Annotated in this window: 14 protein-coding genes; 8 read left to right on the top strand and 6 right to left on the bottom strand. The window is 72.7% G+C overall.

From position 1 onward, the window contains the following. Positions 1-1572 (top strand): ABC transporter permease, encoded by a 1572-nt coding sequence (locus ACIBEJ_RS43590; protein WP_397188847.1) that lies wholly within the window; start codon positions 1-3, stop codon positions 1570-1572. 5 nt (positions 1573-1577) lie between these two features. Here the strand turns inward: ACIBEJ_RS43590 and ACIBEJ_RS43585 are convergent, their stop codons facing one another. Both ACIBEJ_RS43585 and ACIBEJ_RS43580 read right to left on the bottom strand, forming a co-directional pair. Beyond that, entirely contained in the window at positions 1578-2222 is a 645-nt protein-coding gene (locus tag ACIBEJ_RS43585) for a response regulator (protein WP_397188846.1), read from the bottom strand. Continuing rightward, entirely contained in the window at positions 2174-3247 is a 1074-nt protein-coding gene (locus ACIBEJ_RS43580; protein WP_397188845.1) for a sensor histidine kinase, read from the bottom strand. Before ACIBEJ_RS43580 ends, ACIBEJ_RS43585 begins: the two co-directional genes overlap by 49 nt. Positions 3248-3354: 107 nt before the next feature. Here ACIBEJ_RS43580 and ACIBEJ_RS43575 point away from each other — a divergent pair, with 107 nt between their 5' ends. Together ACIBEJ_RS43575 and ACIBEJ_RS43570 are read left to right on the top strand one after the other, a co-directional pair. Beyond that, positions 3355-4080: an ABC transporter ATP-binding protein gene (locus ACIBEJ_RS43575; RefSeq protein WP_397188844.1), complete on the top strand. Its 726-nt coding sequence runs from the start codon at positions 3355-3357 to the stop codon at positions 4078-4080. Then, positions 4077-6251 (top strand): alpha/beta fold hydrolase, encoded by a 2175-nt coding sequence (locus ACIBEJ_RS43570; protein WP_397188843.1) that lies wholly within the window; start codon positions 4077-4079, stop codon positions 6249-6251. Before ACIBEJ_RS43575 ends, ACIBEJ_RS43570 begins: the two co-directional genes overlap by 4 nt. Here ACIBEJ_RS43570 and ACIBEJ_RS43565 read toward each other — a convergent pair. Both ACIBEJ_RS43565 and ACIBEJ_RS43560 read right to left on the bottom strand, forming a co-directional pair. Continuing rightward, a complete protein-coding gene (locus tag ACIBEJ_RS43565; protein WP_397188842.1) occupies positions 6246-7193 on the bottom strand; it encodes an NAD(P)H-dependent flavin oxidoreductase in 948 nt (315 codons plus the stop codon). The genes ACIBEJ_RS43570 and ACIBEJ_RS43565 overlap by 6 nt on opposite strands. Before the next feature lie 9 nt (positions 7194-7202). Beyond that, positions 7203-7856: a phosphotransferase gene (locus ACIBEJ_RS43560; protein WP_397188841.1), complete on the bottom strand. Its 654-nt coding sequence runs from the start codon at positions 7854-7856 to the stop codon at positions 7203-7205. Between the two features lie 224 nt (positions 7857-8080). Between ACIBEJ_RS43560 and ACIBEJ_RS43555 the strand changes: the two genes are divergently transcribed. The 5 genes from ACIBEJ_RS43555 to ACIBEJ_RS43535 are packed head-to-tail and all read left to right on the top strand — an operon-like array spanning position 8081 to position 19426. After that, a complete protein-coding gene (locus ACIBEJ_RS43555; protein ID WP_397188840.1) occupies positions 8081-8917 on the top strand; it encodes an ABC transporter ATP-binding protein in 837 nt (278 codons plus the stop codon). Continuing rightward, positions 8907-9683, top strand: coding sequence for an ABC transporter permease (locus ACIBEJ_RS43550; protein ID WP_397188839.1), 777 nt, complete (start codon positions 8907-8909; stop codon positions 9681-9683). The genes ACIBEJ_RS43555 and ACIBEJ_RS43550 overlap by 11 nt, the downstream gene beginning before the upstream one ends. A gap of 41 nt (positions 9684-9724) precedes the next feature. Beyond that, the gene (locus ACIBEJ_RS43545; protein WP_397188838.1) at positions 9725-14428 is read left to right on the top strand and encodes a beta-ketoacyl synthase N-terminal-like domain-containing protein; all 4704 of its coding nucleotides are present in this window, start codon (positions 9725-9727) and stop codon (positions 14426-14428) included. Beyond that, positions 14425-18282 carry an SDR family NAD(P)-dependent oxidoreductase gene (locus ACIBEJ_RS43540; protein ID WP_397188837.1) on the top strand — a complete coding sequence of 1286 codons (3858 nt, stop codon included), beginning with the start codon at positions 14425-14427 and terminating at the stop codon, positions 18280-18282. Before ACIBEJ_RS43545 ends, ACIBEJ_RS43540 begins: the two co-directional genes overlap by 4 nt. Beyond that, entirely contained in the window at positions 18269-19426 is a 1158-nt protein-coding gene (locus ACIBEJ_RS43535; RefSeq protein ID WP_397188836.1) for an acyl-CoA dehydrogenase family protein, read from the top strand. The genes ACIBEJ_RS43540 and ACIBEJ_RS43535 overlap by 14 nt, the downstream gene beginning before the upstream one ends. On the opposite strand, the gene ACIBEJ_RS43530 is transcribed toward ACIBEJ_RS43535, so the two are convergent. Beyond that, positions 19389-20087 carry a 4'-phosphopantetheinyl transferase family protein gene (locus ACIBEJ_RS43530; RefSeq protein ID WP_397188835.1) on the bottom strand — a complete coding sequence of 233 codons (699 nt, stop codon included), beginning with the start codon at positions 20085-20087 and terminating at the stop codon, positions 19389-19391. The two genes, ACIBEJ_RS43535 and ACIBEJ_RS43530, sit on opposite strands and share 38 nt — an antisense overlap. 2 nt (positions 20088-20089) lie before the next feature. Continuing rightward, complete coding sequence (locus tag ACIBEJ_RS43525; protein WP_397188834.1) at positions 20090-20884, bottom strand: thioesterase II family protein; 795 nt, start codon at positions 20882-20884, stop codon at positions 20090-20092. Between the last annotated feature and the right edge of the window lie 10 nt (positions 20885-20894).

Raw genomic sequence — 20894 nt, 5'->3', positions numbered from 1 at the left:
ATGCACGGCACCTGGACTCTCATCAAGCTCGTCCTCCGCCGCGAACGCCTCATCGCCCCCGCCTGGATCGTGCTGCTCGCCGTCCTCGCCGCCGGCCAGGCCAACCGGTACGCCCAAAGCTTCCCCACCGCCCAGTCCATAGCCGACTTCGCCCGCGAGATGACCGCCAACAAGGCGCTCACCGCCTTCGCCGGCCAGGTCTACTCCCCCACGATCGCCGGCATGGCCGTGTGGAAGAACGCCGACGCCATCTACACGATCATCGCCCTGATCGCGATCCTCACCGTGGTCAGGCACACCAGGGGCGAGGAGGAGTCCGGCCGGGCGGAGCTGGTCGGCGCGGGGGTGGTCGGCCGGCTGGCCCCGCTCACGGCGGCGCTCGCCGTCACCGCGACCTCGATGCTGCTGGCCGGGATCGTCACCGCGTTCTCCATGGCCAAGCTCGGTTTCGACGTCGCCGGCTCGATCGCCTTCGGCGCCGCCATCACCGGCGTCGGCCTGGTCTTCACCGGTCTCGGCGCGCTGGCCGCGCAGCTCACCGAGGGCGCCAGGGCCGCGATCGGCCTGGCGGCGCTGGGGCTCGGGCTGTCGTACCTGCTGCGCTTCGTCGCCGACGGCGGCGCGGGCACGGCGGTGAAGTGGGCCTCGCCGCAGGGCTGGTCACACCTGGTGGAGCCGTACGCGGCCGACAACCTCGCCGCGCTCCTGCCGAGCCTGGCCCTGACGCTGGCCGCCGTGACCGGCGCGTACCTGCTCAATGCCCGCCGCGACCTCGGCCACGGCATCCTCGCCCAGCGCCCTGGGCCCGCCCACGCGCGCCGGCTGTCATCACCGCTGGCCCTTGCCTGGCGGCTGCAGCGGGGACTGCTGACCGGCTGGAGCGTCGGCTACGCCGTCGCGGGGCTGGTGCTCGGCGCGCTGGCCAGGTCGATCCCCGAGGTCTCCCGGCAGGGCGCCTCGGTCGAGGAGTTCCTGCGCCGCTACACCGCCTCTCCCGAGGCCGGAATGACCGACGCGTACCTGTGGCTGATCAGCCTCTCCCTCGGCTACGTCGCCGCCCTCTACCCGCTGCTCGCCCTGCTGCGCCTGCGCGCCGAGGAGGATTCGGGCCGCGCCGAGCTGCTGCTGGCCCACCCCGTGAGCCGGCTGCGCTGGGCCTGGAGCCACCTGGTCTTCGCGCTGGCCGGGCCGGTCGTCATCCTCGGTCTGGCGGGCCTGGCGATGGGCCTGGCCGCGGGCGACCCGCTGGCGGTGCTGCCCGGCACGCTGGTGCAGGTTCCGGCCGTCTGGGTGCTGGCCGGGGTGGGCGTGCTGGCCTTAGGGATGCTGCCCAAGGCCGCCGCCGCCGTGAGCTGGGCCGCGTTCCTGTTCGTCAACCTGTTCGGCGAGGTGCTCGGCCCGATCGTCGGCATCGACTACTGGGTCGCCAAGTACTTCGTGCCCTTCCCCAACCTGCCGATGGTCCTGTCCGGTGAGGCGTTCAGCGCCGTTCCGCTCCTGGTCATGACCGCGCTGACGGCCGCGCTCGCCGCCGCCGGCCTGACCGCCCTGCACCGCAGGGCCCTGGCCTGAGTACGTCAGGACTCCAGGTAGGCCAGAACCGCCAGCACCCGGCGGTTCTGGTCGTCGGAGGGCGGCAGCCCGAGCTTGGCGAAGATGCTGGAGGTGTGCTTGCCGATCGCCTTCTCCGTGACCACCAGCCGGGCGGCGATGGCGTGGTTGGACAGCCCCTCGGCCATCAGGCCCAGCACCTCCCGCTCGCGCGGCGTCAGCTCGCCCAGCGGCTCGTCCTGCCTGCGCCGGGTGAGCAACTGGGCGATGACCTCGGCGTCCATGGCGGTGCCCCCGGCGGCGACGGTACGCACGGAGTCGACGAACTGCTCCACGTCGCCGACCCGGTCCTTCAGCAGGTAGCCCACGCCACCGGAGCGGTCGGACAGCAGTTCGTGGGCGTAGAGCTGCTCCACGTACTGCGACAGGATCAGCACCGGCAGCCCCGGCACCCGGCGGCGGGCCTCCAGGGCGACGCGCAGGCCCTCGTCGGTCTGGGTGGGCGGCAGCCGTACGTCGATGACGGCCACGTCGGGGCGGTGTCTGAGCAGGGCGGCCAGCAGCATCGGGCCGTTGTCGACCGCCTCGACCACCTCGAAGCCGTGCGTGGACAGCAGCCGGATCAGGCCGTCCCTGAGGAGGGCGAGATCTTCGGCGATGACGACGCGCACGGCAGCTCCATGGTCAGTTCGGTCGGCCCACCGGCGGGGCTGGTGACGGTGAGGGTTCCGTCGAAGGCGGACAGGCGGCGTTGGATGCCGAGCAGGCCGGTCCCGGTCCCGGGGTCGGCACCGCCTCGGCCGTCGTCGCCGACGGTGAGCCGGATCCGGCCGGCGGCGTGGCGCAGCCGTACCCAGGCGTGGGTGGCCCCGCTGTGGGCGGCCACGTTGGAGAGGGCCTCGGCGGTGGCGAAGTACAGCGCGGACTCCACCGGCGCGGCGGGACGGCCGGGCAGGTCGAGGTCGAGCTCGACCGGGATCGGGCAGAGCAGCGCGGCGGCCTGGATCGCCCCGGTGAGGCCGCGGTCGGCGAGCACCGGCGGGTGGATGCCGCGCACCAGGCCGCGCAGGTCGTCGAGGGCCTGGGCGGCCGAGCGCCAGGCTTCCTCGACGAGTTCGCGGGTCTGGGCGGGGTCGGTGCTCTTTCTGGCCAGGCCGAGGTTCATGCGCATGGAGATGAGCCTGGCCTGGGCGCCGTCGTGCAGGTCGCGTTCGATCCTGCGCAGCTCGGCGGCCTGCGCGTCGACGGCGGCGGCGCGGGAGGCGGTCAGCTCCCTGATGCGCCGCGCCTCGTAGCTCTCGCCGAGCAGCGTCTTGGCGAGATGGTCCTGGACGCGGACGGAGGTGTAGGCGCTCAGCGCGCTCACGATGACGATCGCCGCCATCGCCAGCGAGAACGCGACCGTCAGGTCGGGCGACGGATACACGACGGTCGTGTCGAACATGATGACCTCAAGCATGGACAGCATCGCCCAGACCACGAGGGCGCTGCCGGGCCCGACCACGCCGTGAGCGGCCAGCCAGGCGATGACGCGCAGGTCGCCGGGGTCAGGCTCGGTCACCTTGCCGATCCTGCGCGCCGCCCGCAGGATCGGGCGCGGCGCGAACGGCAGCGCGACCAGCAGCCCCAGCGCCGCCACCCCGGTGACCACGTTGGCGACCGCCTGGACCACCCAGCCCCGCCGTTTCCGCTCCACCCCTGAAGTCTGCCTTCTCCCCGCCCGTGCGTCGGTAGGCCTAGACCTACCCCAGGAGGGGGAGTGCGCCCATGGCCCGGACGCGGGCGCGGCGCGAGCCTGGACGGGTGATCGAGATACACGGGCTCACCATCAAGTACGGCGCCGCCGTCGCGGTGGACGACCTGACCTTCTCCGTGAAACCCGGCCAGGTGACCGGCTTCCTGGGGCCGAACGGCGCGGGGAAGTCGTCCACGATGCGCGCGGTCGTCGGCCTCGAAGCCCCGCACGCGGGCATCGCGCTGGTGGACGGCCGGCCGTACGGCTCGCTCGGAAGGCCTTTGGAGCAGGTCGGCGCGCTGCTGGACGCGGGCGCCGTGCACGGCGGGCGCACGGCGCGCGCGCACGTGGCGTGCGTGGCGCGCGGCAACGGCATCGGCGCCCGGCGGGTGGCGGAGGTGCTGGAGCTGGTGGGCCTGTCGGCGGTGGCGGGGCGCCGGGTCGGCGGGTTCTCGCTCGGCATGCGGCAGCGGCTGGGCATCGCGGTGGCGCTGCTGGGCGATCCGGGGGTGCTGATGTTCGACGAGCCGGTCAACGGGCTGGACCCGGAGGGGATCCGGTGGATCCGCGGGCTGCTGCGCTCGCTGGCCGGTGAGGGGCGGACGGTGCTGGTCTCCAGCCATCTGATGGGCGAGATGGAGCGCACCGCGGGCCACGTGGTGCTGATCGGGCGGGGGCGGCTGCTCGCCGACACCTCGATGGCGGATCTGGTCGACCGGTACGGGTCGCTGGAGGACGGCTACATGGAGCTGACGGAGGCGAGCGTGGAGTTCGCGGCGGGAGGACGGGCATGATCGGCGACGCGATCGCGGCGGAGTGGCTGAAGTTCCGCACGCTGCGCTCCAACCTCTGGCTGCTGGCGGCCTCGCTGCTGTCGGTGCTGGTCAGCGTCGGTGTGGCGGCCATGGTGGTACGCGGCTTCGCCGGGCAGGACGCGGCGGAGCGGATGCGGTTCACCAGCGTCGGCGACGGGCTGGGGCCGGGGCTGCCGGTGGCGTTGTTCGTCATGGGCGTGCTGGGGGCGCTGTCGGTGACGGCCGAGTACGCCACGGGGCAGATACGGACGAGCCTGGCGGTGGTGCCGAAGCGGCACGTGCTGCTGCTGGCCAAGGTCCCGGTGCTGCTCGGGGTGGGTCTGACGGCCGGGCCGGCACTGGCGTTCTGCATGCACTACGGCGCGATGGCGGTGCTGGGCGAGCACGCCGGGCACGTGCTGCTCGACGGGCAGACGCTGGGCACGCCGCTGTCGGAGCCCGCGGCGCTGCGCGGCGTGCTGCTGTCGGGCGTGGCCATCGGCCTGGTGACGCTGGTGGGGCTCGGCCTGGGCGCGCTGGTGCGCTCCACCGCCGGGACGCTCGTCATCCTGATCATGATCGTGCTCGTGCTGCCGACGGCCGCCGCCGCCATGCCTCGGCCGTGGAACGCGCGGATCGGCTCGGTCATGCTCGACCGCCTGGTGGGCGACGGGCTGCTGCCTCCGGCCTCGGCGCTGGCGCTGCTGCTGGCCTACCCGGTCGCGGCGCTGAGCGCGGGCGCGGTCGCGATCGCGCTCAGGGGCCGCCGGGCGCATCCGCTGATCGCCGGTCTGGCCTGCACCGGCGTGCTCCTGGCCACGGTCGTGGTGACGCAGCCCGCGCAGGCGTCGGCCTTCGCGTGGAAGCCGTGCCAGAAGGAGCTGGAGTGCGGCTCCGTCCAGGTGCCCGTCGACTGGGACCGGCCCAGCGGGCGGAAGATCACCCTGCCTCTCGTACGCCTGCCCGCCACCGGCGCCCACCGCAGGATCGGCACCGTCTTCGCCCTGCCCGGCGGCCCAGGCGGCTCGGGCATCGAGGACCTGGAGAAGAAGGGCGGAGCCTTCGCCCAGCTCCGTCAGCGCTTCGACGTGGTCAGCTTCACCCCGCGCAACGGCCTCGACCTGGGCGTCTTCTCCCTTGACTGCCTGCTGGGAGGCCCCTGGATCCGGCTGCCCGCGAACGAGGCGGACTTCCGCCGCCAGGCCGCGGTCAACCGGGCGGCGGCCGACGAATGCCGCGCCAAGGACCCCGAGCTGTTCGCCAACCTCGACTCGGCCTCCGTGGCCAGGGACGTCGAGGCGATCAGGATCGCGCTCGGCGAGGACCGGCTCAGCTTCCTCGCCACCTCCTACGGCGGGGTCACCGCCACGAACTACGCCCGCCTGTTCCCCGCGAGGGTGCGCGCGATGGTCATGGACGGCTCGGTCAACCTGCTGAACGAGCGTCGCCTGCGCCACCAGGTGATGGAAGGGCAGTTGGCCAGGTTCGCCGCGTGGTGCGCGGGCAGCGCCGAGTGCGTCCTGCGGGGCCAGGACGTGCTCAGGGTATGGCGGGAGGTGACCTCGGTGACGGCGCGCATCCCGGTCAGGGGGCGGCAGGTCACCTACGACGGCTTCGACGTCCAGATCGCCGCCGGTCCGCACTTCATCTCCCCCGGCGAGGACGACTTCCGCTGGAAGGAGCTGGCCAAGGCCATCAAGCTGGCCAGGGCGGGCGACGCCTCAGGCTTCGCCGACTACGTCAAGGCGGGCACTGGCAGCCTGAAGCCGCCGTCGCCGGTCGGCATGAACATGACCCACTGCCTCGACGGCATCGGCTTCCGCGACTACGCCGACTTCACCGCAGCCAGGAGCCGCAACGAGCGGATGGCGCCCGGCTACCCGCAGCACCAGCTCTGGCACGGCCTGGCCTGCCCCGGCTGGCCGGTGCCGGCCACGAACCCGCCCAGGCCGCTGCCGTCCGAGGGGCTGCCGCCGCTGCTCGGGGCGGCGAGCTGGACCGAGCCCGACGTGGACGAACTGGTCCGGCAGGTGCCCGGCTCCGCGACGATCCGCTTCGACGGCCACGGGCACGGCCTCTACCTCAGCGCGGAGCCCTGCGTCATCGGGCACGTCAACAGGTACCTGACCTGGCTGAAGCTGCCCCCGCCCGGGGCGGTCTGCCGGTCATGACCAGCGGCGCAGGAGCGCCTCGGCCCCGGCGAAGTCGGCCACGACGGCGGCGGCCGGGCGCTCCTCGCGCACCATGCCCGCCGCCTGGCCGGCGTAGATGTAGGCGGTGTCGTAGTCGCCCGCGGCGCGGGCCTCCCGGAGCCGCGCCGCCGCCTGCTCGTCCCGGGCCAGCTCGTCCTCCCTGCCGTGCCAGGTGTCGAAGAAGCGGTTGCGGAGGGCGCGGCCGCCGTACTCCCAGGGCCAGGACAGGCGCTGGGCCACGTCGAACACCCGCCCGTAGGCGGTGTCCTCCTCGCCCGCCTCCAGGATGCGGCGCTTGGCCTGGCCGGTCCCCTGCGCCTCCGTACAGGCCAGGAACGCCGTCCCCGCCCAGGCGCCCTCGGCGCCCGCGGCGAGCACCGCCGCGAGGCCCCGCGCGCCCGCGATCCCGCCCGCGGCCAGCACGGGCACGCCGACCGCGGCCAGCACGCTCTGCAGCAGCGGCAGCGTGGCGACGTCGTCCCTGCCGTGCCCGCCGCCCTCCCCGCCGCGCGCCACGACCGCGTCCACCCCGGCCCGCTCGGCCTCGACCGCCTCCCGGGTCGTGCCTGCCTGGGTGACGACGACGATGCCCGCCGCCCGCAGCCGCTCCACGTAGGGCGCGTAGTCCCCGAAGCTCACCGAGACCAGGCTGGGCCGCGCCGCGATCACCGCCTCGACCTGCGCCGGGTTGCCGGGGAGCGTCCAGGCCATCAGCCCGATCCCGAACGGCAGGCCGCCCGCTCCCGCGATGCCCGCCTGCTCCGCGATCCACTCCGGTGAGTCGGCGGGGCCCACCCCGAACATCCCCAGGGCGCCGGCCCGTGAGACGGCCCCGGCCAGCCGTCCGCCACCCGCCCCCGCCATGGGCGCCCCGACCAGGGGCACCTCCAGCCCGAACCGCTCCGTGACCCAGGTACGCATCCACCCAGGCTAAAGGGTCAGCAGGGCGGTGATCCTGGCGCGTTCGGCCTCGCCGGTGTGCTCGTGGTCGCGCCGGCGCGAGCCCAGGACCGGCAGGTAGCGGCGGGCGGCGTCGGTGTCGACGTCGTCCAGGAAGGCGTCCAGGATGTCGGGACGCAGGTCTTCCAGCGCCGGGTCCAGGGGAGCCGAGGCCAGCACGATCCAGGTCGAGGCGACGTCGGCGGCGGCGGCGCCTCTGGCGGCGTCGGCCCAGTCGATGACCGTGGGCCCGTCGGCGGTCAGCAGCACGTTGGCCGGGTGCAGGTCCAGGTGGAGCAGGCGGTTGCCGGGGCAGCCGTCGGCGGCGGGCAGCCAGCCGGGGGCGCGGATCGAGCCGAGCCTGGCGAGCAGGCCGGCGAGCAGGCGGCCGTGGGCGGGCAGGTGGTTCGGGTGAGCGCGGGCGTCGTCGGCCACGCTCACCCCGTCGAGGTGCTCCATGAGGATGTCGGGGCCGTCGGCGTCGTACACCTCGGGAGCGGGGAAGCCGTGCCGTCGCGCGTGCCGCATGATCGACGCCTCGCGCTCCAGGCTGCGGCCGTCGCGGGCACGCCGGATGACCTTGCCGGAGCCGGAGGCCAGGATGTGGCAGTCACGGCCGGAAGCGATCAGGTTTCCCGCATGCATGCCATTAAGACTAAGCACATCACGACAAAGTCCGCACTGGCCAGAAATTGCGGTAACTAGTGGTCAGTAGCCGGGCCCACCTGCCCTGATGTCCGCTATTGGCGGGGAACTTCCTGCCATAAGCCACCTTAGTGATATGGAGCTATGGTGGCGGCAACAGCGGATTAAATCGCATTCAACTGCTTATTGGGCTGCATTCAATAAGGCACCTGAGGAGGTGCGCGTTGCTGGAAGTAGTCGATCTTGTCAAGCGTTATGGCCCGGTCACCGCATTGGACGGTTTCACCCTGAGCGTCGCGTCCGGCGAGATCGTCGGCCTGGTCGGTCACAACGGCGCGGGGAAGACGACCTTCGTCGAGATCGTCTCCAACCTGCTGCGTCAGGACAGCGGCCACGTGACCATCGACGGCCTCCCGCCGGCCGCCGTGCGCGGTCAGGTCGGTGTGGCCCCCCAGCACATCGCGTTGTACCCCACGGTGACGGTCCGCGAGCACCTGGTGTTGTTCGGCCGGCTCGGCGGACTGCGGCGCGCGGCGCTGGACACCGCCATCGACGACCTCGCCGTATTGCTCCGCCTCACCGACCTCATGGACCGGCGCACCGGCCGGCTCTCGGGCGGGCAGCAGCGGCGTATCCAGGCCGCGACCGCGTTGATCCACCGCCCGCGGATGCTGCTGCTGGACGAGCCGACGGCCGGCGCCGACCTGGAGACCAGGCAGGCGATCCTCGACGTCGTCAAGCAGCGCGCCGGCGAGGGCGCGGCGGTCGTGTACACCACCCACTACCTCCCGGAGATCACCGAGCTCCAGGCCACGATCGCGGTCGCCCGCGACGGCCGCGTGATCGCCCGGGGCACCTACGACGAGCTCATCGAGGGCCTGCCCGGCGAGGTGCGCCTCACCCTCGACAACGAGGAGGAGATCAGCGTCTCCACCACGGAGCCCACGGCCACGCTCATCGACCTGCTCAACCGGGCCGAGCGCCCGGTCAGCGCGGTCGACCTGCGCAACCCGTCCCTGGACGACCTCTACCACTCCCTGGCGGCCCGCGATGCTTCTTGACGCCGCTCCCCGCGCGGGGGGCACGTTCAACCGGATCTCCGCCATCGCGCGGCACAACTGGACCGTCCGCCTGCGCGACCCCGGCCAGATCATCAGCTACATCGCGATGCCGATGGTGCTCATGCTGGTGCTCAAGCCCCTGTACGTCCGGGCGCTGGACGCCGGCTCCACCCAGGTGGCCACCGGCCTGATGGTGATGTTCTCGGTCTTCGCGATCGGCCTGGCCGGCAACTCCATCCTGTCGGAGCGCACCTGGCGCACCTGGGACCGGCTGCGGGTGAGCAGGGCCCCGGCCGTCGAACTGCTCGTCGGCAAGACCTTCCCGATCTTCCTGGTCATGGTCCTGCAGCAGACCATCCTGGTGATCTACGGCGTGCTCGCCATCGGCCTGCCGATGCCCGCGGAACCCTGGTGGGTGGCGCTGGCGATCCTCATCTGGGCCTTCGCGCTGCTGGCGATCGGCGCCGCGCTGGCCACGCTGGTGCGCAGCCACGGCGAGCTCAGCGTGATCTCCGACGTGGGCGCGCTGACGCTCAGCTCGCTCGGCGGCGCCCTGGTGCCGCTCAGCATCATGCCGGAATGGGCGCAGATCGCCGGCCACGCCTCCCCCGGGTACTGGGCGCTGTCGATGCTGCAGGCCGCGGTCGCCGGCAACGAGTCCGCGATGGTGCTGCCCGCCTCCGTCCTGCTCGCGATCGGCCTGCTGGCCGGCGCCTTCGCCGCCCGGCGGCTGGCCCGCGGCTGGAGCCGCGGCAAGTTGATGTAAGGGCCCGACCAGAAGCACAAGCCAATTCCGTGAAGAGGGGCATGTTGATGGACCAGCACCACTCACCGGGCGACTCCGACGTCGCGATCATCGGCATGGCCGGCCGGTTCCCAGGGGCCTCCGACGTGGGGACGTTCTGGCGCAACATCAGCTCGGGCGCCGAGTCGTTCACGACGTTCACCGACGAGGAACTGATCGAGTCCGGCGTCAGCCCCGCGACCTTCCAGCAGCCGAACTACGTGCGCATCCGGCCGATCCTGGAGGAGATCCGCGGGTTCGACGCCGGGTTCTTCGGTTACAACCCGCGCGAGGCGACGCTGGCCGACCCGCAGCAGCGCATCTTCCTGGAGTGCGTCTGGGAGGTGCTGGAGTCGGCCGGGTACGCCCCCACCGACGGCCGGGGCAGCGTCGGCGTGTTCGCCGGCATGAACATCAGCGGCTACCTCCTCACCCGGCTCGGCGCGTTCAACATGGGCATCGACACCTCCGCCCTGATGATCGGCAACGACAAGGACTCCCTGGCCACGAACGTCTCCTTCCGCCTGGACCTGAACGGCCCGAGCGTGTCGGTGCAGACGTTCTGCTCGACCTCCCTCGTGGCGGTCCACCTGGCGGGCGAGAGCCTGCGCCGCGGCGAGTGCGACATGGCCATCGCCGGCGGCGTCTCGGTGCGCATCCCCGACCGCATGGGCTACCTGTGGGAGGAGGGCGGCCAGGAGTCGCCCGACGGCCACGTGCGCACCTTCGACGCGCAGGGCCGCGGCAGCATGTTCGGCGACGGCGCGGCCGTGGTCGCCCTGAAGCGGCTGGACGACGCCGTGCGCGACCGCGACACCGTGCTGGCGGTGATCCGCGGCTCGGCCATCAACAACGACGGTGCGATCAAGTTCAGCTACCTGGCCCCGAGCATCGACGGCCAGCGCCGCTGCGTGTCGGCCGCCCTGAAGCGGGCGGGCGTGGATCCCAACGACATCTCCTACGTCGAGGCGCACGGCACCGCCACCGAGGTCGGCGACCCGATGGAGGCCGCCGCGCTCACGCGGGCCTTCGGCCAGACGAAGAAGAAGCAGTACTGCGTGCTCGGCTCCATCAAGCCGAACGTCGGCCACCTCGACCGCGCCTCCGGCGTCACCGGCCTGATCAAGGTCATCCAGTCGCTGCGCCACGAGCTCATCCCGGGGACGCTGCACTACACCTCCCCCAACCCGGAGATCGACTTCGACAACAGCCCGTTCCGCGTGACGGCCGAGAACACCCCGTGGCCGCGCGAGGCGGACCGCAGGCGCATCGCCGGCATCAGCTCGCTGGGCATGGGCGGCACGAACGCGCACGTCATCCTCACCGAGGCGCCGGTGCCCGCGCCGCGCAGGCAGCGCTCGCGCCGCTGGCAGATCCTGCCGGTCTCGGCCAAGTCGGCCGCCGCCGCGGAGAACTCCTGCGCCAGGCTGGCCGAGCGGCTGCGTGAGAACGACGTGGACCTCGGCGACGTGGCCTACACCCTGCAGATGGGCCGCAGGGTCTTCAACCACCGCAAGATCGTCATCGCCGACTCGACCGGCGAGGCCGCCTCCCGGCTGGCCGACCCGGCCGGTTCGCTGGGCCGTAGCGACGCGACGGTCGGCCGCAAGGCCGGCTTCCTCATCGCGGGGGTCGGCGAGCAGTACCCGGGCATGGTCGCCTCCCTGTACGCCGAGGAGCCCGCCTACCGAGCCGACGTCAACGAGTGCCTGGCGGTGCTGGGCCTCACCGAGCCCGGCCAGCTCTCCGACATCTTCGTGACCCCCTCAGGCGAGAGCGAGGACACCGCCGGCGACCTGGCGAGGCTGCTGGGCCGCGCCGGTCCCGCGCCCGCCTCGGCCACCGAGGCGCACCTGGTCCAGCCGGCCGTCTTCGTCGCCGAGTACGCGCTGGCCCGCCAGTTCATCCGCTGGGGCGTGCGGCCCGAGGTCATGGTCGGCTATAGCCTGGGCGAGTATGTGGCCGCGTGCCTGTCGGGCGTGCTGTCGCTGGAGGATGCGCTGAAGCTGGTCGCCTACCGGGCCAAGCTGATCACCTCGCAGCCCGAGGGCGCGATGCTCGCCATCGCCTCCGACGAGCGGCGGCTGAAGACGGTCCTCGGCTCGCTGTTCACCGACGAGCTGGACGTGGCGGTCAGGACCGGCTCGCAGGTCGTGCTGGCCGGACCGGTCGAGGCGGTCGAGGCCGCCATGGAGAAGCTGCTGGAGGTCAAGATCGGCCATCGGCGGCTGGAGACCACCCACGCCTTCCACTCCCGGATGCTGGCCCCGGTCGCCGAGGAGCTCACCGCCTGGATCGCCGACAACATCACGCTCAACGCGCCGCAGATCCCCTACGTCAGCAACGTCACCGGCGAGCTCGCCACCGCCGAGGTCGTCACCGACCCGGGCTACTGGGCCCGCCACATGTGCGAGACGGTGGAGTTCGGCGCCGGGCTCGAGCACGTGCTGAGCATCCCCGAGCTGGCCCTCGCCGAGATCGGCCCCGGCCAGTCGCTGGGCGCGCTGACCCGCGGCCACGCCTCCTGCGACCGCAACCAGTGGCCGCTGATCGTCACCACGCTGCCCGCCGCCGGAGACCGCCAGGACGCCGGCGCCGCCCTCGCCACCGCGCTGGGCCGCCTGTGGCTGACCGGCGTGCCGGTCGACTGGGAGGTGCTGCACGACGACGAGGGCTGGCGGCCCGGCCGCGTGCCGCTGCCGACCTACCCGTTCGAGCGCCAGGACTACTGGCTCGACATCGACCTCAACTCGCCCATGATGGGCGGGGGCGGCGGCGCCGCGCTCTTCGACGAGAGCGACCCGACGAGCATCGCCAAGGCGTTCCCGCGCCTGCCCGACACGGAGTGGATCCACACCCCGGTGTGGAAGCAGACCGCGCACCGTCCCGCCCGCGCCGACGAGGCCACCCGCTGGCTCGTCTACACCGACGACGGCGTCGCCGACGCGCTCGCCGCGCGGCTGCGCGCCGAGGGCCGCGAGATCGTCCTGGTACGGCCCGGCGACCACTATGCCAGCGACGGCGACGTGCTGACCGTCCGGCCCGGCTCCCCCGAGGACGCCGTGTCCGCCCTGCGCGAGCTGAACAGCCGGGACTGGCAGCCCGAGCGCGTCGTGCACCTGTGGAACGCCGAGCACGGCCCCGACCCGATCGACGACTGCCTGCGGCGCGGCCTGCACACCGTCGTGGCCTTCGCCCGCGCCGCCGGCGACCTGGGCCTGCCCGGCTGGTGGCTGGACATCGTCACCAGCGGCAGCCACCACGTGCTGCCCGGTGACCGCATGACGCCGGAGCGCGGGACGCTGCTCGGCCCGGCCAGGCTCATCCCGGTCGAGTACCCGAGGGTGAAGACCCGCCTCATCGACATCGACGCGGCCAGCGCCCGCGAGGTCGTCGCCGAGCTGCTCACCGAGCCGACCGACCAGGTCGTCGCGCTGCGTGGCGGCCGGCGCTGGATCCCCGACTACGAGTCGCTGGACGCCGCCTACATCGAGGCGGCGCCGCCCGCGGCGACGATCCGCCAGGGCGGCGTCTACATCGTGACCGGCGGTCTCGGCGGCATCGGCCTGGCCATGGCCGAGCGCCTGGCCGAGGACTTCCAGGCCCGCCTCGTCCTGCTCGGCCGTACCCCGGTGCCGCCCCAGGACCAGTGGAACCAGATCCTGGCCTCGGAGGGCACCGCGAGCGAGGTGCGCCGCCGCCTTGAGGGCCTGCGCCGCCTGCAGGCGGCGGGCATCGAGGTGCTCACCGTCGCAGCCGACGTCTCCAAGCTGGACGACGTACGGCGGGCCGTACGCGAGACCCTGGACCGCTTCGGCGAGCTGAACGGCGTGCTGCACGCGGCCGGTGTGCCCGCGGTGGGCCTGATGCAGTTCAAGACCGGCGCCGACATGGACCGCGTGCTCGCGCCCAAGGTGGCCGGGACGCTGGCCCTGGCCGAGGTGCTGAAGGACGTGCCGGTGGACTTCCTGGCGCTGTTCTCCTCGACGACCTCGGCGACCGGCGGCGGCGCCGGCCAGGTGGACTACTGCGCGGCCAACGCGTTCCTGGACTCCTTCGCCTTCAGCGACGCGCTGCCGGGCGTGGCGCTCGCCTCGATCGACTGGTGCGAGTGGGAGTGGAACGGCTGGACCGACGGCCTGGAGAACTACGACGAGGGCTCCAAGCAGTACTTCGAGTGGTACCGAGGCGAGTTCGGGTTGTCGTTCGACGACGGCTGGAAGACGCTGCGGCGCGTGCTGGCCAGCGGCCAGCGGCACGTGGTGGCCTCCACGCAGGAGTTCGCGCCGCTGGTGGCGATGAGCCGCCGCTCGTCCATCGAGAGCCACCAGGCGACGGTCAAGAAGATCCGCGACGCGTTCGGCCGGCACCCTCGGCCGGACCTGTCGACGGCCTACGTCGAGCCGCAGAGCGAGACCGAGACCAAGATCGTCGAGGTCTGGGAAGAGGCGCTCGGCCTGGAGCAGGTCGGCATCCATGACAACTTCTTCGAGCTCGGGGGCAACTCGCTGCTCGGCATGGAGATCATCGCCGACGTCCGGAAGGCGCTGGAGCTGTCGTACCTGCCGCCGCACATCCTCTACCAGGCGCCCACCGTGGCCTCCCTGGCCGAGGCGGCCACCGCGCAGGAGAGCGGCGAGGACGAGCAGGACGACGCCAAGGACCAGCAGCGCTCCAGGATCGCGCAGCGCCGCAACATGCTCAGGAGTGGGAGGAACAACGTATGACGGAGACCACCGACTATGACTCAGCCATCGCGCTGATCGGGATGTCCGGGCGGTTCCCCGGGGCGAGCGACGTCGATGAGCTGTGGAGCAATCTGCTGGCCGGCATCAAGGGCCTGCGGAAGATCACCGAGGAGGAGCTGAGCGAGTCGGGCGCCGAGCCCGGCACGCTCGCCGACCCCCGCTACGTCCGCGTCGGCGGGCCGGTGGACGACCTGGCGATGTTCGACGCCTCCGTCTTCGGGATCAACCCGCGCGAGGCGGAGTCCATGGACCCGCAGCACCGGCTCTTCCTGGAGTGCTCGTGGGAGGCGCTGGAGGCCGCCGGCTACTGCCCGACCGACGTGCCGGGCCAGGTGGGCGTGTTCGGCGGATGCGGTTTCCCCGACTACATCGTCAAGAACATCAACCACCTCATCTACCAGCCGGGCGGCGCGCTGCTCATGGCGGTCGGCAACGAGCGCGACTCGCTCGCCTCCCTGGTCGCCTACAAGCTGGGCCTGCGCGGCCCGGCGATCTCCGTCCAGACGTTCTGCTCGACCTCGCTGGTCTCCGTCCACCTGGCCTGCCAGAGCCTGCTCACCTACGAGTGCGACATCGCGCTGGCCGGTGGCGCCTTCACCCCGCTGCCCCAGCCCTCCGGCTACCTGTACGAGCAGGGCGGCATCATGTCGCCCGACGGCATCGTGCGCAGCTTCGACGCCGAGGCCGGCGGCACCGTGATGGGCAGCGGCGCCGGCGTGGTCGCGCTGAAGCGCATGTCCGAGGCGCTGGCCGACGGCGACGTGATCCACGCGGTGATCCTGGGCTCGGCCGCCAACAACGACGGCCGCATGCGGGCCGGCTACACCGCGCCGGGCGTGGAGGGCCAGGCCGAGGTGATCGAGTCGGCGCTGGGCGTGGCCGGCGTCAAGCCGGAGACGGTCGGCTACGTCGAGTGCCACGCGACCGGCACGATGCTGGGCGACTCGATCGAGCTCGCGGCCATGAACCGCGTGTTCCGTACGAGCCGTGACACGCCGTGCGTGCTGGGCTCGGTCAAGCCGAGCCTGGGCCACCTCGACCGGGCCTCGGGCGTGACCGGCCTGATGCGGGCGGCCATGAACCTGAAGAACGAGCTGCTGCCCGGCACCCCCAACTACCAGACGCCCAACCCGGCGCTGGCCTCGGCGCAGGACCGCTTCACCGTCCTGACCGAGCACCAGCCGTGGCCGGAGGGACCGCACCCGCGGCGGGCCGGCGTCAGCTCCTTCGGGCTGGGCGGCACGAACGCCCACGTCGTCCTGGAGCAGGCGCCGCCCCGCGAGGAGCGGCCGGCCCGGCCGGGCCCGCACCTGCTGGTGTACTCGGGCGGCGACGACCAGGCGCTCACCGACGTGACCACCCGGCTGCGCCACTACCTGGAGGACAACGACGGCGTCGACCTCGCGGACGTGGCCTACACGCTGCAGGTCTCGCGCGGCGGCTTCGCCAAGCGCAGGGCGATCGTGGTCCGCGACCGCGACGACGCGATCGCCGCGCTGTCCGACCCGTCGCGCTGGATCGACGGCAAGACGCAGCGCCGCCACGCCAAGGTCAAGCTGGTACGGCCGGCCGCCGAGGTCCCCGAAAGCTGGTGGACCGAGCTGCGTGCCGCCGCGGCCAAGCTGGCGACCGGGGAGGCGGCGGCGAAGCTGCGGGCCGTACCGGACGAGCTTGGGGCCGACGCCGAGAACGAGCGTGAGGCGGCGCTCACCGCCTTCGCCTACAGCCTGACCGCGCTCGGCATCCGCACCCTGCGCGACGGCAAGGAGCAGGCCAACGGCGTCGAGGAGCTCGTGGTCGAGCCCGACGGCGACCTGAGCGCCGAGGAGTGGATCCTGGCCGCGCTGGCCCGGCTGTGGCAGGGCGGCGTGACCGTCGACTGGCCCGCGCTGCACAAGGGCGAGGGACGGCGCGTGCACCTGCCGACCTACCCGTTCCAGAAGCGCAGGTTCTGGGTCAAGCCGCTGCCCGGCCAGGCGCAGGCGCCGGTCGCCGAGGGCAAGAACTTCGACCGCTCCCAGTGGACCTACCTGCCCACCTGGAAGCAGCGGCCGCTGTCCACCACCGACCTGGACGAGAAGCTCAGGCTGGCGGGGCCGTGGCTGGTGTTCTCCGCGGACGCGCGCGGCGAGGCGCTCGTCGAGCGGCTCAACCAGGCCGGCGCCGAGGTGACCGCGGTACGGCCCGGCGAACGCTTCGAGCAGGACGACGCCGGCGACTTCACCATCCGGGTGGACAAGTCCGACGACGTCGCCGAGCTGATCTACTCGCTCGTGGCCGGGCCCCGCGCCATCGTGCACGGCTTCAGCCTGGCCAGCCCCGAGGCGGGCGGCGACCCCGTCGAGCACTTCAACGCCGAGCAGAACCGCGGCTTCTACTCCGTGCTCGCGCTGGCCAGGGAGCTGGTGGACAACACCGGCTCGGCCCCGCGCGCGGAGCTGGTGCTGCTGACCTCACAGGCAGTGGGCGTGTCCGGCGCCGACCTGCGCCACCCCGAGCACGCCACGCTCGCGGCGCTCGCCCCGAGCCTGGCCCAGGAGAACCCCAGGCTGCGGGCCAGGCACATCGACGCCGACGAGGTCGCCGAGGAGTCGCTGCACCTGCTGGCCGCACAGGTCCTGGCCGCCTCCGTCGCCCAGTACGAGGGGCCGATGGCGGTGCGCGCGGGCGAGACGTTCGTGCGCTCCTACGACCAGCACCCCATCGACGAGCCCGAGGGCGAGGCGCGGCCGATCCGCGACGGCGACACGGTGCTCATCACCGGCGGACTCGGCGACGTGGGCCTCGTGCTCTCCCGCCACCTGGCCAGCACGTACGGCTGCCGCCTCGTGCTGACCGCCCGCTCCCCGCTGCCGCCGCGCGAGGACTGGGACGCCTACCTGGCCGAGCACGACGGGGACCGTACCTCGCGGCACATCCGCAACATCCGCGACCTGGAGGCGAGGGGCGCCACCGTGCTCCCCCTGTCGGCGGACGTGGCCGACGAGGAGCAGATGGCGGCCGTGGTCAAGGCCGCGGTGAGCCGCTTCGGCACCATCGACGTCGTGGTCCACGGCGCGGGCGTGCAGGACGGCGCGTACTTCAACTTCGCCCACCTCATGGACCGCCAGCAGTGCGACGCCCACCTGGCCGCCAAGGTCACCGGGTTCCACGTGCTGCAGAAGGTGCTGGGCGAGCGCTGCCCCGAGCGCCGGATCACGCTGTCGTCCATCGCCTCGGTGCTGGGCGGCATGACGCTGGCGCCGTACGCGGCGGCCAACGCCGCCCTGGACGCCTACGTCAGGCAGGCCAGGACCGCGGGCGAGGGCCGGTGGGTCACCGTCGACTGGGACACCTGGGCGATCGACCCCGACCGGGTCGAGGGCCACAGCGAGGCCGTGGTCGGCTACGCGATGGCGCCGGCCGAGGGCGTGGACGTCTTCGAGCGCACGCTGTCGGCGGCCGACCGCGCCGGGCACTTCGTCATCTCGACGGGCTGGCTGGAGACGCGGCTCGCGCAGTGGGTCACCGGCGACATCCACGACACCGACGGCGACTTCGACGAGCAGGAGCGCCACCCCCGGCCCGAGCTGAACAACCCCTTCGTCGAGCCCGCCCCCGGCACCGAGACCACGCTGGCCGACATCTGGTCGCGGGTCCTCGGCATCGAGCCGATCGGCGCGCTGGACAACTTCTTCGAGCTCGGCGGCCACTCGCTGCTGGCGATCGAGCTGACGACCCGCATCCGCCGGGCCGTGAGCGCGTCGATCCCGGTGACGGGACTGCTGGAGTGCCCGACCGTCCGCCAGCTCGCCGCCCTTCTCGACGCGAGGGACGAGGATGAAGCAGCCTGAGTACCTGCGGACGGTACAGGCCTTCGCCCGCCGCGAACTCCTGGGCAAGGACGCCTACCTCGACTCGCTGGCCGAGGCTCCGCTGCCGCTCTACGAGCGGTTCGCGGAGACCGGCCTGGCGAACTGGTGGCTGCCCGAGGAGAGCGGCGGGCTGGGCCTCGGCCTGGAGGAGAGCGTGCGGATCACCGCCGAGCTGGCCTACGCCGACGCGGGGGTGGCCTTCACGCTCTTCATCCCGGTCCTGACGACGAGCATGGTCTCCTGGTACGGCAGCGCCGAACTGAAGGAACGCCACCTGAAGCCGCTGGTCAACGGCGGCTACGCGGCGACCCTGGGCAGCGAGCACGCGGCCGGCAGCGAGCTGGCCAGGATCACCACCACGGCCCGCCGCGAGGGCGACGACATCGTGCTCGACGGCGAGAAGGCGTTCTCCACCAACACCGGCTTCGCGAACTTCCTCGTGGTCGTCGCGCGGGCCCAGGACGACCCGGCGGGCTACCTCGCCGTCCTGGTCCCGCGCGAGACCCCCGGCGTCAAGGTCGACAAGCGCTGGGACGTGATCGGCCTGCGCTCGTCGGCCACCTACCAGGTCTCCCTGTCGGACGTGCGCGTGCCGTCGGCCAACGTGCTGCGCGGCAACGGCCTGCGCCTGCTGGAGATCGGCCTGAACGCCAGCCGCATCCTCATCGCCACCACGGCGCTCGGCATCGCCCGCCGCATCCGCGACGTCTGCATGGAGTACGGCAAGGCCAAGCAGGTCAAGGGCGCCCCGCTGGCCAACAACGCGGTCTTCGCCGCCAGGCTCGGCCAGTTCGAGATGCAGATCGAGGTCATGGCCAACCAGTGCCTGGCGGCGGCGCGGGCGTACGACGAGGTCGCGGCCAGGCCGGACGCCGGCGAGGAGTTCCTGCGCGTCGGCACGCTCAAGCAGGCGCTGACGACGAAGATGTTCTGCGGCCAGACCGGCTGGCAGATCGCCTCGGCGGCGTCGGAGATGTTCGGCGGGCTCGGCTACACGCACGAGTCGGTCATCGGCAAGCTGATGCGCGACATGCGCTACGTCTCGATCGTGGAGGGCGGCGACGACGTCCTGCGCGACCTGGTCTTCAGCCGGTACGTGGTGCCGGTGTCGAAGCGGTCGTGACGGTCCGCCGTGCGGCGGTGGTCGTGACGAGGGCCGCGGCGTAGCCGGGCGCCACGTCCAGCCACCGCACCGGCCACTCGCCGTCAAGGGAGCGCGAGCCCACCAGGGCCGCGCTCCCTTCGCGTGCCGGGGTGACCCGGGTGTCGCGCAGCCCGGCCAGGCCGACCCCGGTGGCCTTGATGTAGGCCTCCTTGGCGGTCCACAGCCGGAAGAACTCGGGCGCGCCCGCGGCGCGGACACGCTCGACTTCCTCCGGTTGGTACATGCGCGCGGCCAGCTCCATGATGTCGGCGTCGGGGCTGATGCGCTCGACGTCGACGCCCACCCGCCGGCCCCCGGGCGCGACCGCGATCAGCGCCCACTCCCCCGAATGCGACAGATTGAAGTCCAGACCGTGCTCCAGGCCGGGCTTCAGGCCGGGCTCTAGGCCGTTCTTCTGGCGGGGCTCCAAGCAGGGGCGGCCGCCGGGTTCCGTGGTGAAGGCGAGCCGCGCGGCCGGTACGCCGCACAGCTCGCCCAGGACCTGCTTGAGCGTCGAGCGCGCCACCACCCAGCGGCGGCGTTCGAGCGGGTCGGCGAAACGCAGCGCCCGCTCACACTCGGCCTCGGAAAGGGCCGACCAGCCGGGCATGCCCGGCCGGTCGAGGTGAACCTTCCACACCCTCACACCCACGGCCGCAGCGCCTCCGCGAGGATGCGGTGCGTGAGCATGGCCTGCTCGAAGACGGCGAAGTGGCCGCCGTCGAAGGGCCGCAGCACGAACGCCGCCGCCGTCTGGTCCCGCCAGCCGATCACCTTCGACTCGGCGATGCGCGGGTCCCTGGTGCTGGGCAGCGCGGTGATCGGCAGGTCCAGGGGCGGCTCCTGCGCGTACTTGTAGGTCTCCTTGATCGTGAAGTCGGCCTGGATCGCCGGCAGGATCATCGCCATGGCGCCCTCGTCGTTGAGGAGCCACTCCGGCGTGCCGCCGAGCCCGCGCAGGAACGTCACCAGTTGCGGCCTGGTCATGGTCCGCACCGGCTGGCCGTCCTCGTAGGTGACCTGCGGCGCGTCGCAGCCGGAGACGAACAGGTGCACCGGTTCCGGACCGCCGCGCCGCCGGATCTCCCGCACCAGCTCGAACGCCACGAGCGCGCCGAGGCTGTGGCCGTAGAGCGCGTAGCGGCGCCCCGCGGCGTTCAGCTCGACGTCGGCCAGGACGACGTCCGCGAGGTCGGAGACCAGGGCGCCCATCCGCTCGTAGGCCGGCTCCTTGTGCCTGGCCTCGCGGCCGGGCGGCTGCACCGGCTGGACCGCCACCCCCGGCAGCTTGCGCTGCCAGAGGCGGAAGGCCGAGGCCGCGCCGCCCGCGTGGGGCAGGCAGTACAGCGGGAGCGCGCCGGGCTCGGCGCCGGTCTGCGTGCGGAACGGCAGCCAACGGTTGAGCGCGTCCGTGCTCATCACGTCGTTGACGGTCATGGGGGACGCC

The organism is Nonomuraea sp. NPDC050790 (assembly GCF_044456745.1).
Taxonomy (GTDB): Bacteria; Actinomycetota; Actinomycetes; order Streptosporangiales; family Streptosporangiaceae; genus Nonomuraea.
This window is presented reverse-complemented; position numbering and strand designations above follow the sequence as displayed.

Excerpts from the sequence above, each read along its gene's own strand:
- ACIBEJ_RS43525 (WP_397188834.1), bottom strand. The coding sequence starts at position 20,884 with ATGACCGTCAACGACGTGATGAGCACGGACGCGCTCAACCGTTGGCTG.
- ACIBEJ_RS43550 (WP_397188839.1), top strand. The coding sequence starts at position 8,907 with ATGCTTCTTGACGCCGCTCCCCGCGCGGGGGGCACGTTCAACCGGATC.
- ACIBEJ_RS43540 (WP_397188837.1), top strand. The coding sequence starts at position 14,425 with ATGACGGAGACCACCGACTATGACTCAGCCATCGCGCTGATCGGGATG.
- ACIBEJ_RS43545 (WP_397188838.1), top strand. The coding sequence starts at position 9,725 with ATGTTGATGGACCAGCACCACTCACCGGGCGACTCCGACGTCGCGATC.
- ACIBEJ_RS43565 (WP_397188842.1), bottom strand. The coding sequence starts at position 7,193 with ATGCGTACCTGGGTCACGGAGCGGTTCGGGCTGGAGGTGCCCCTGGTC.
- ACIBEJ_RS43560 (WP_397188841.1), bottom strand. The coding sequence starts at position 7,856 with ATGCATGCGGGAAACCTGATCGCTTCCGGCCGTGACTGCCACATCCTG.
- ACIBEJ_RS43590 (WP_397188847.1), top strand. The coding sequence starts at position 1 with ATGCACGGCACCTGGACTCTCATCAAGCTCGTCCTCCGCCGCGAACGC.
- ACIBEJ_RS43535 (WP_397188836.1), top strand. The coding sequence starts at position 18,269 with ATGAAGCAGCCTGAGTACCTGCGGACGGTACAGGCCTTCGCCCGCCGC.
- ACIBEJ_RS43570 (WP_397188843.1), top strand. The coding sequence starts at position 4,077 with ATGATCGGCGACGCGATCGCGGCGGAGTGGCTGAAGTTCCGCACGCTG.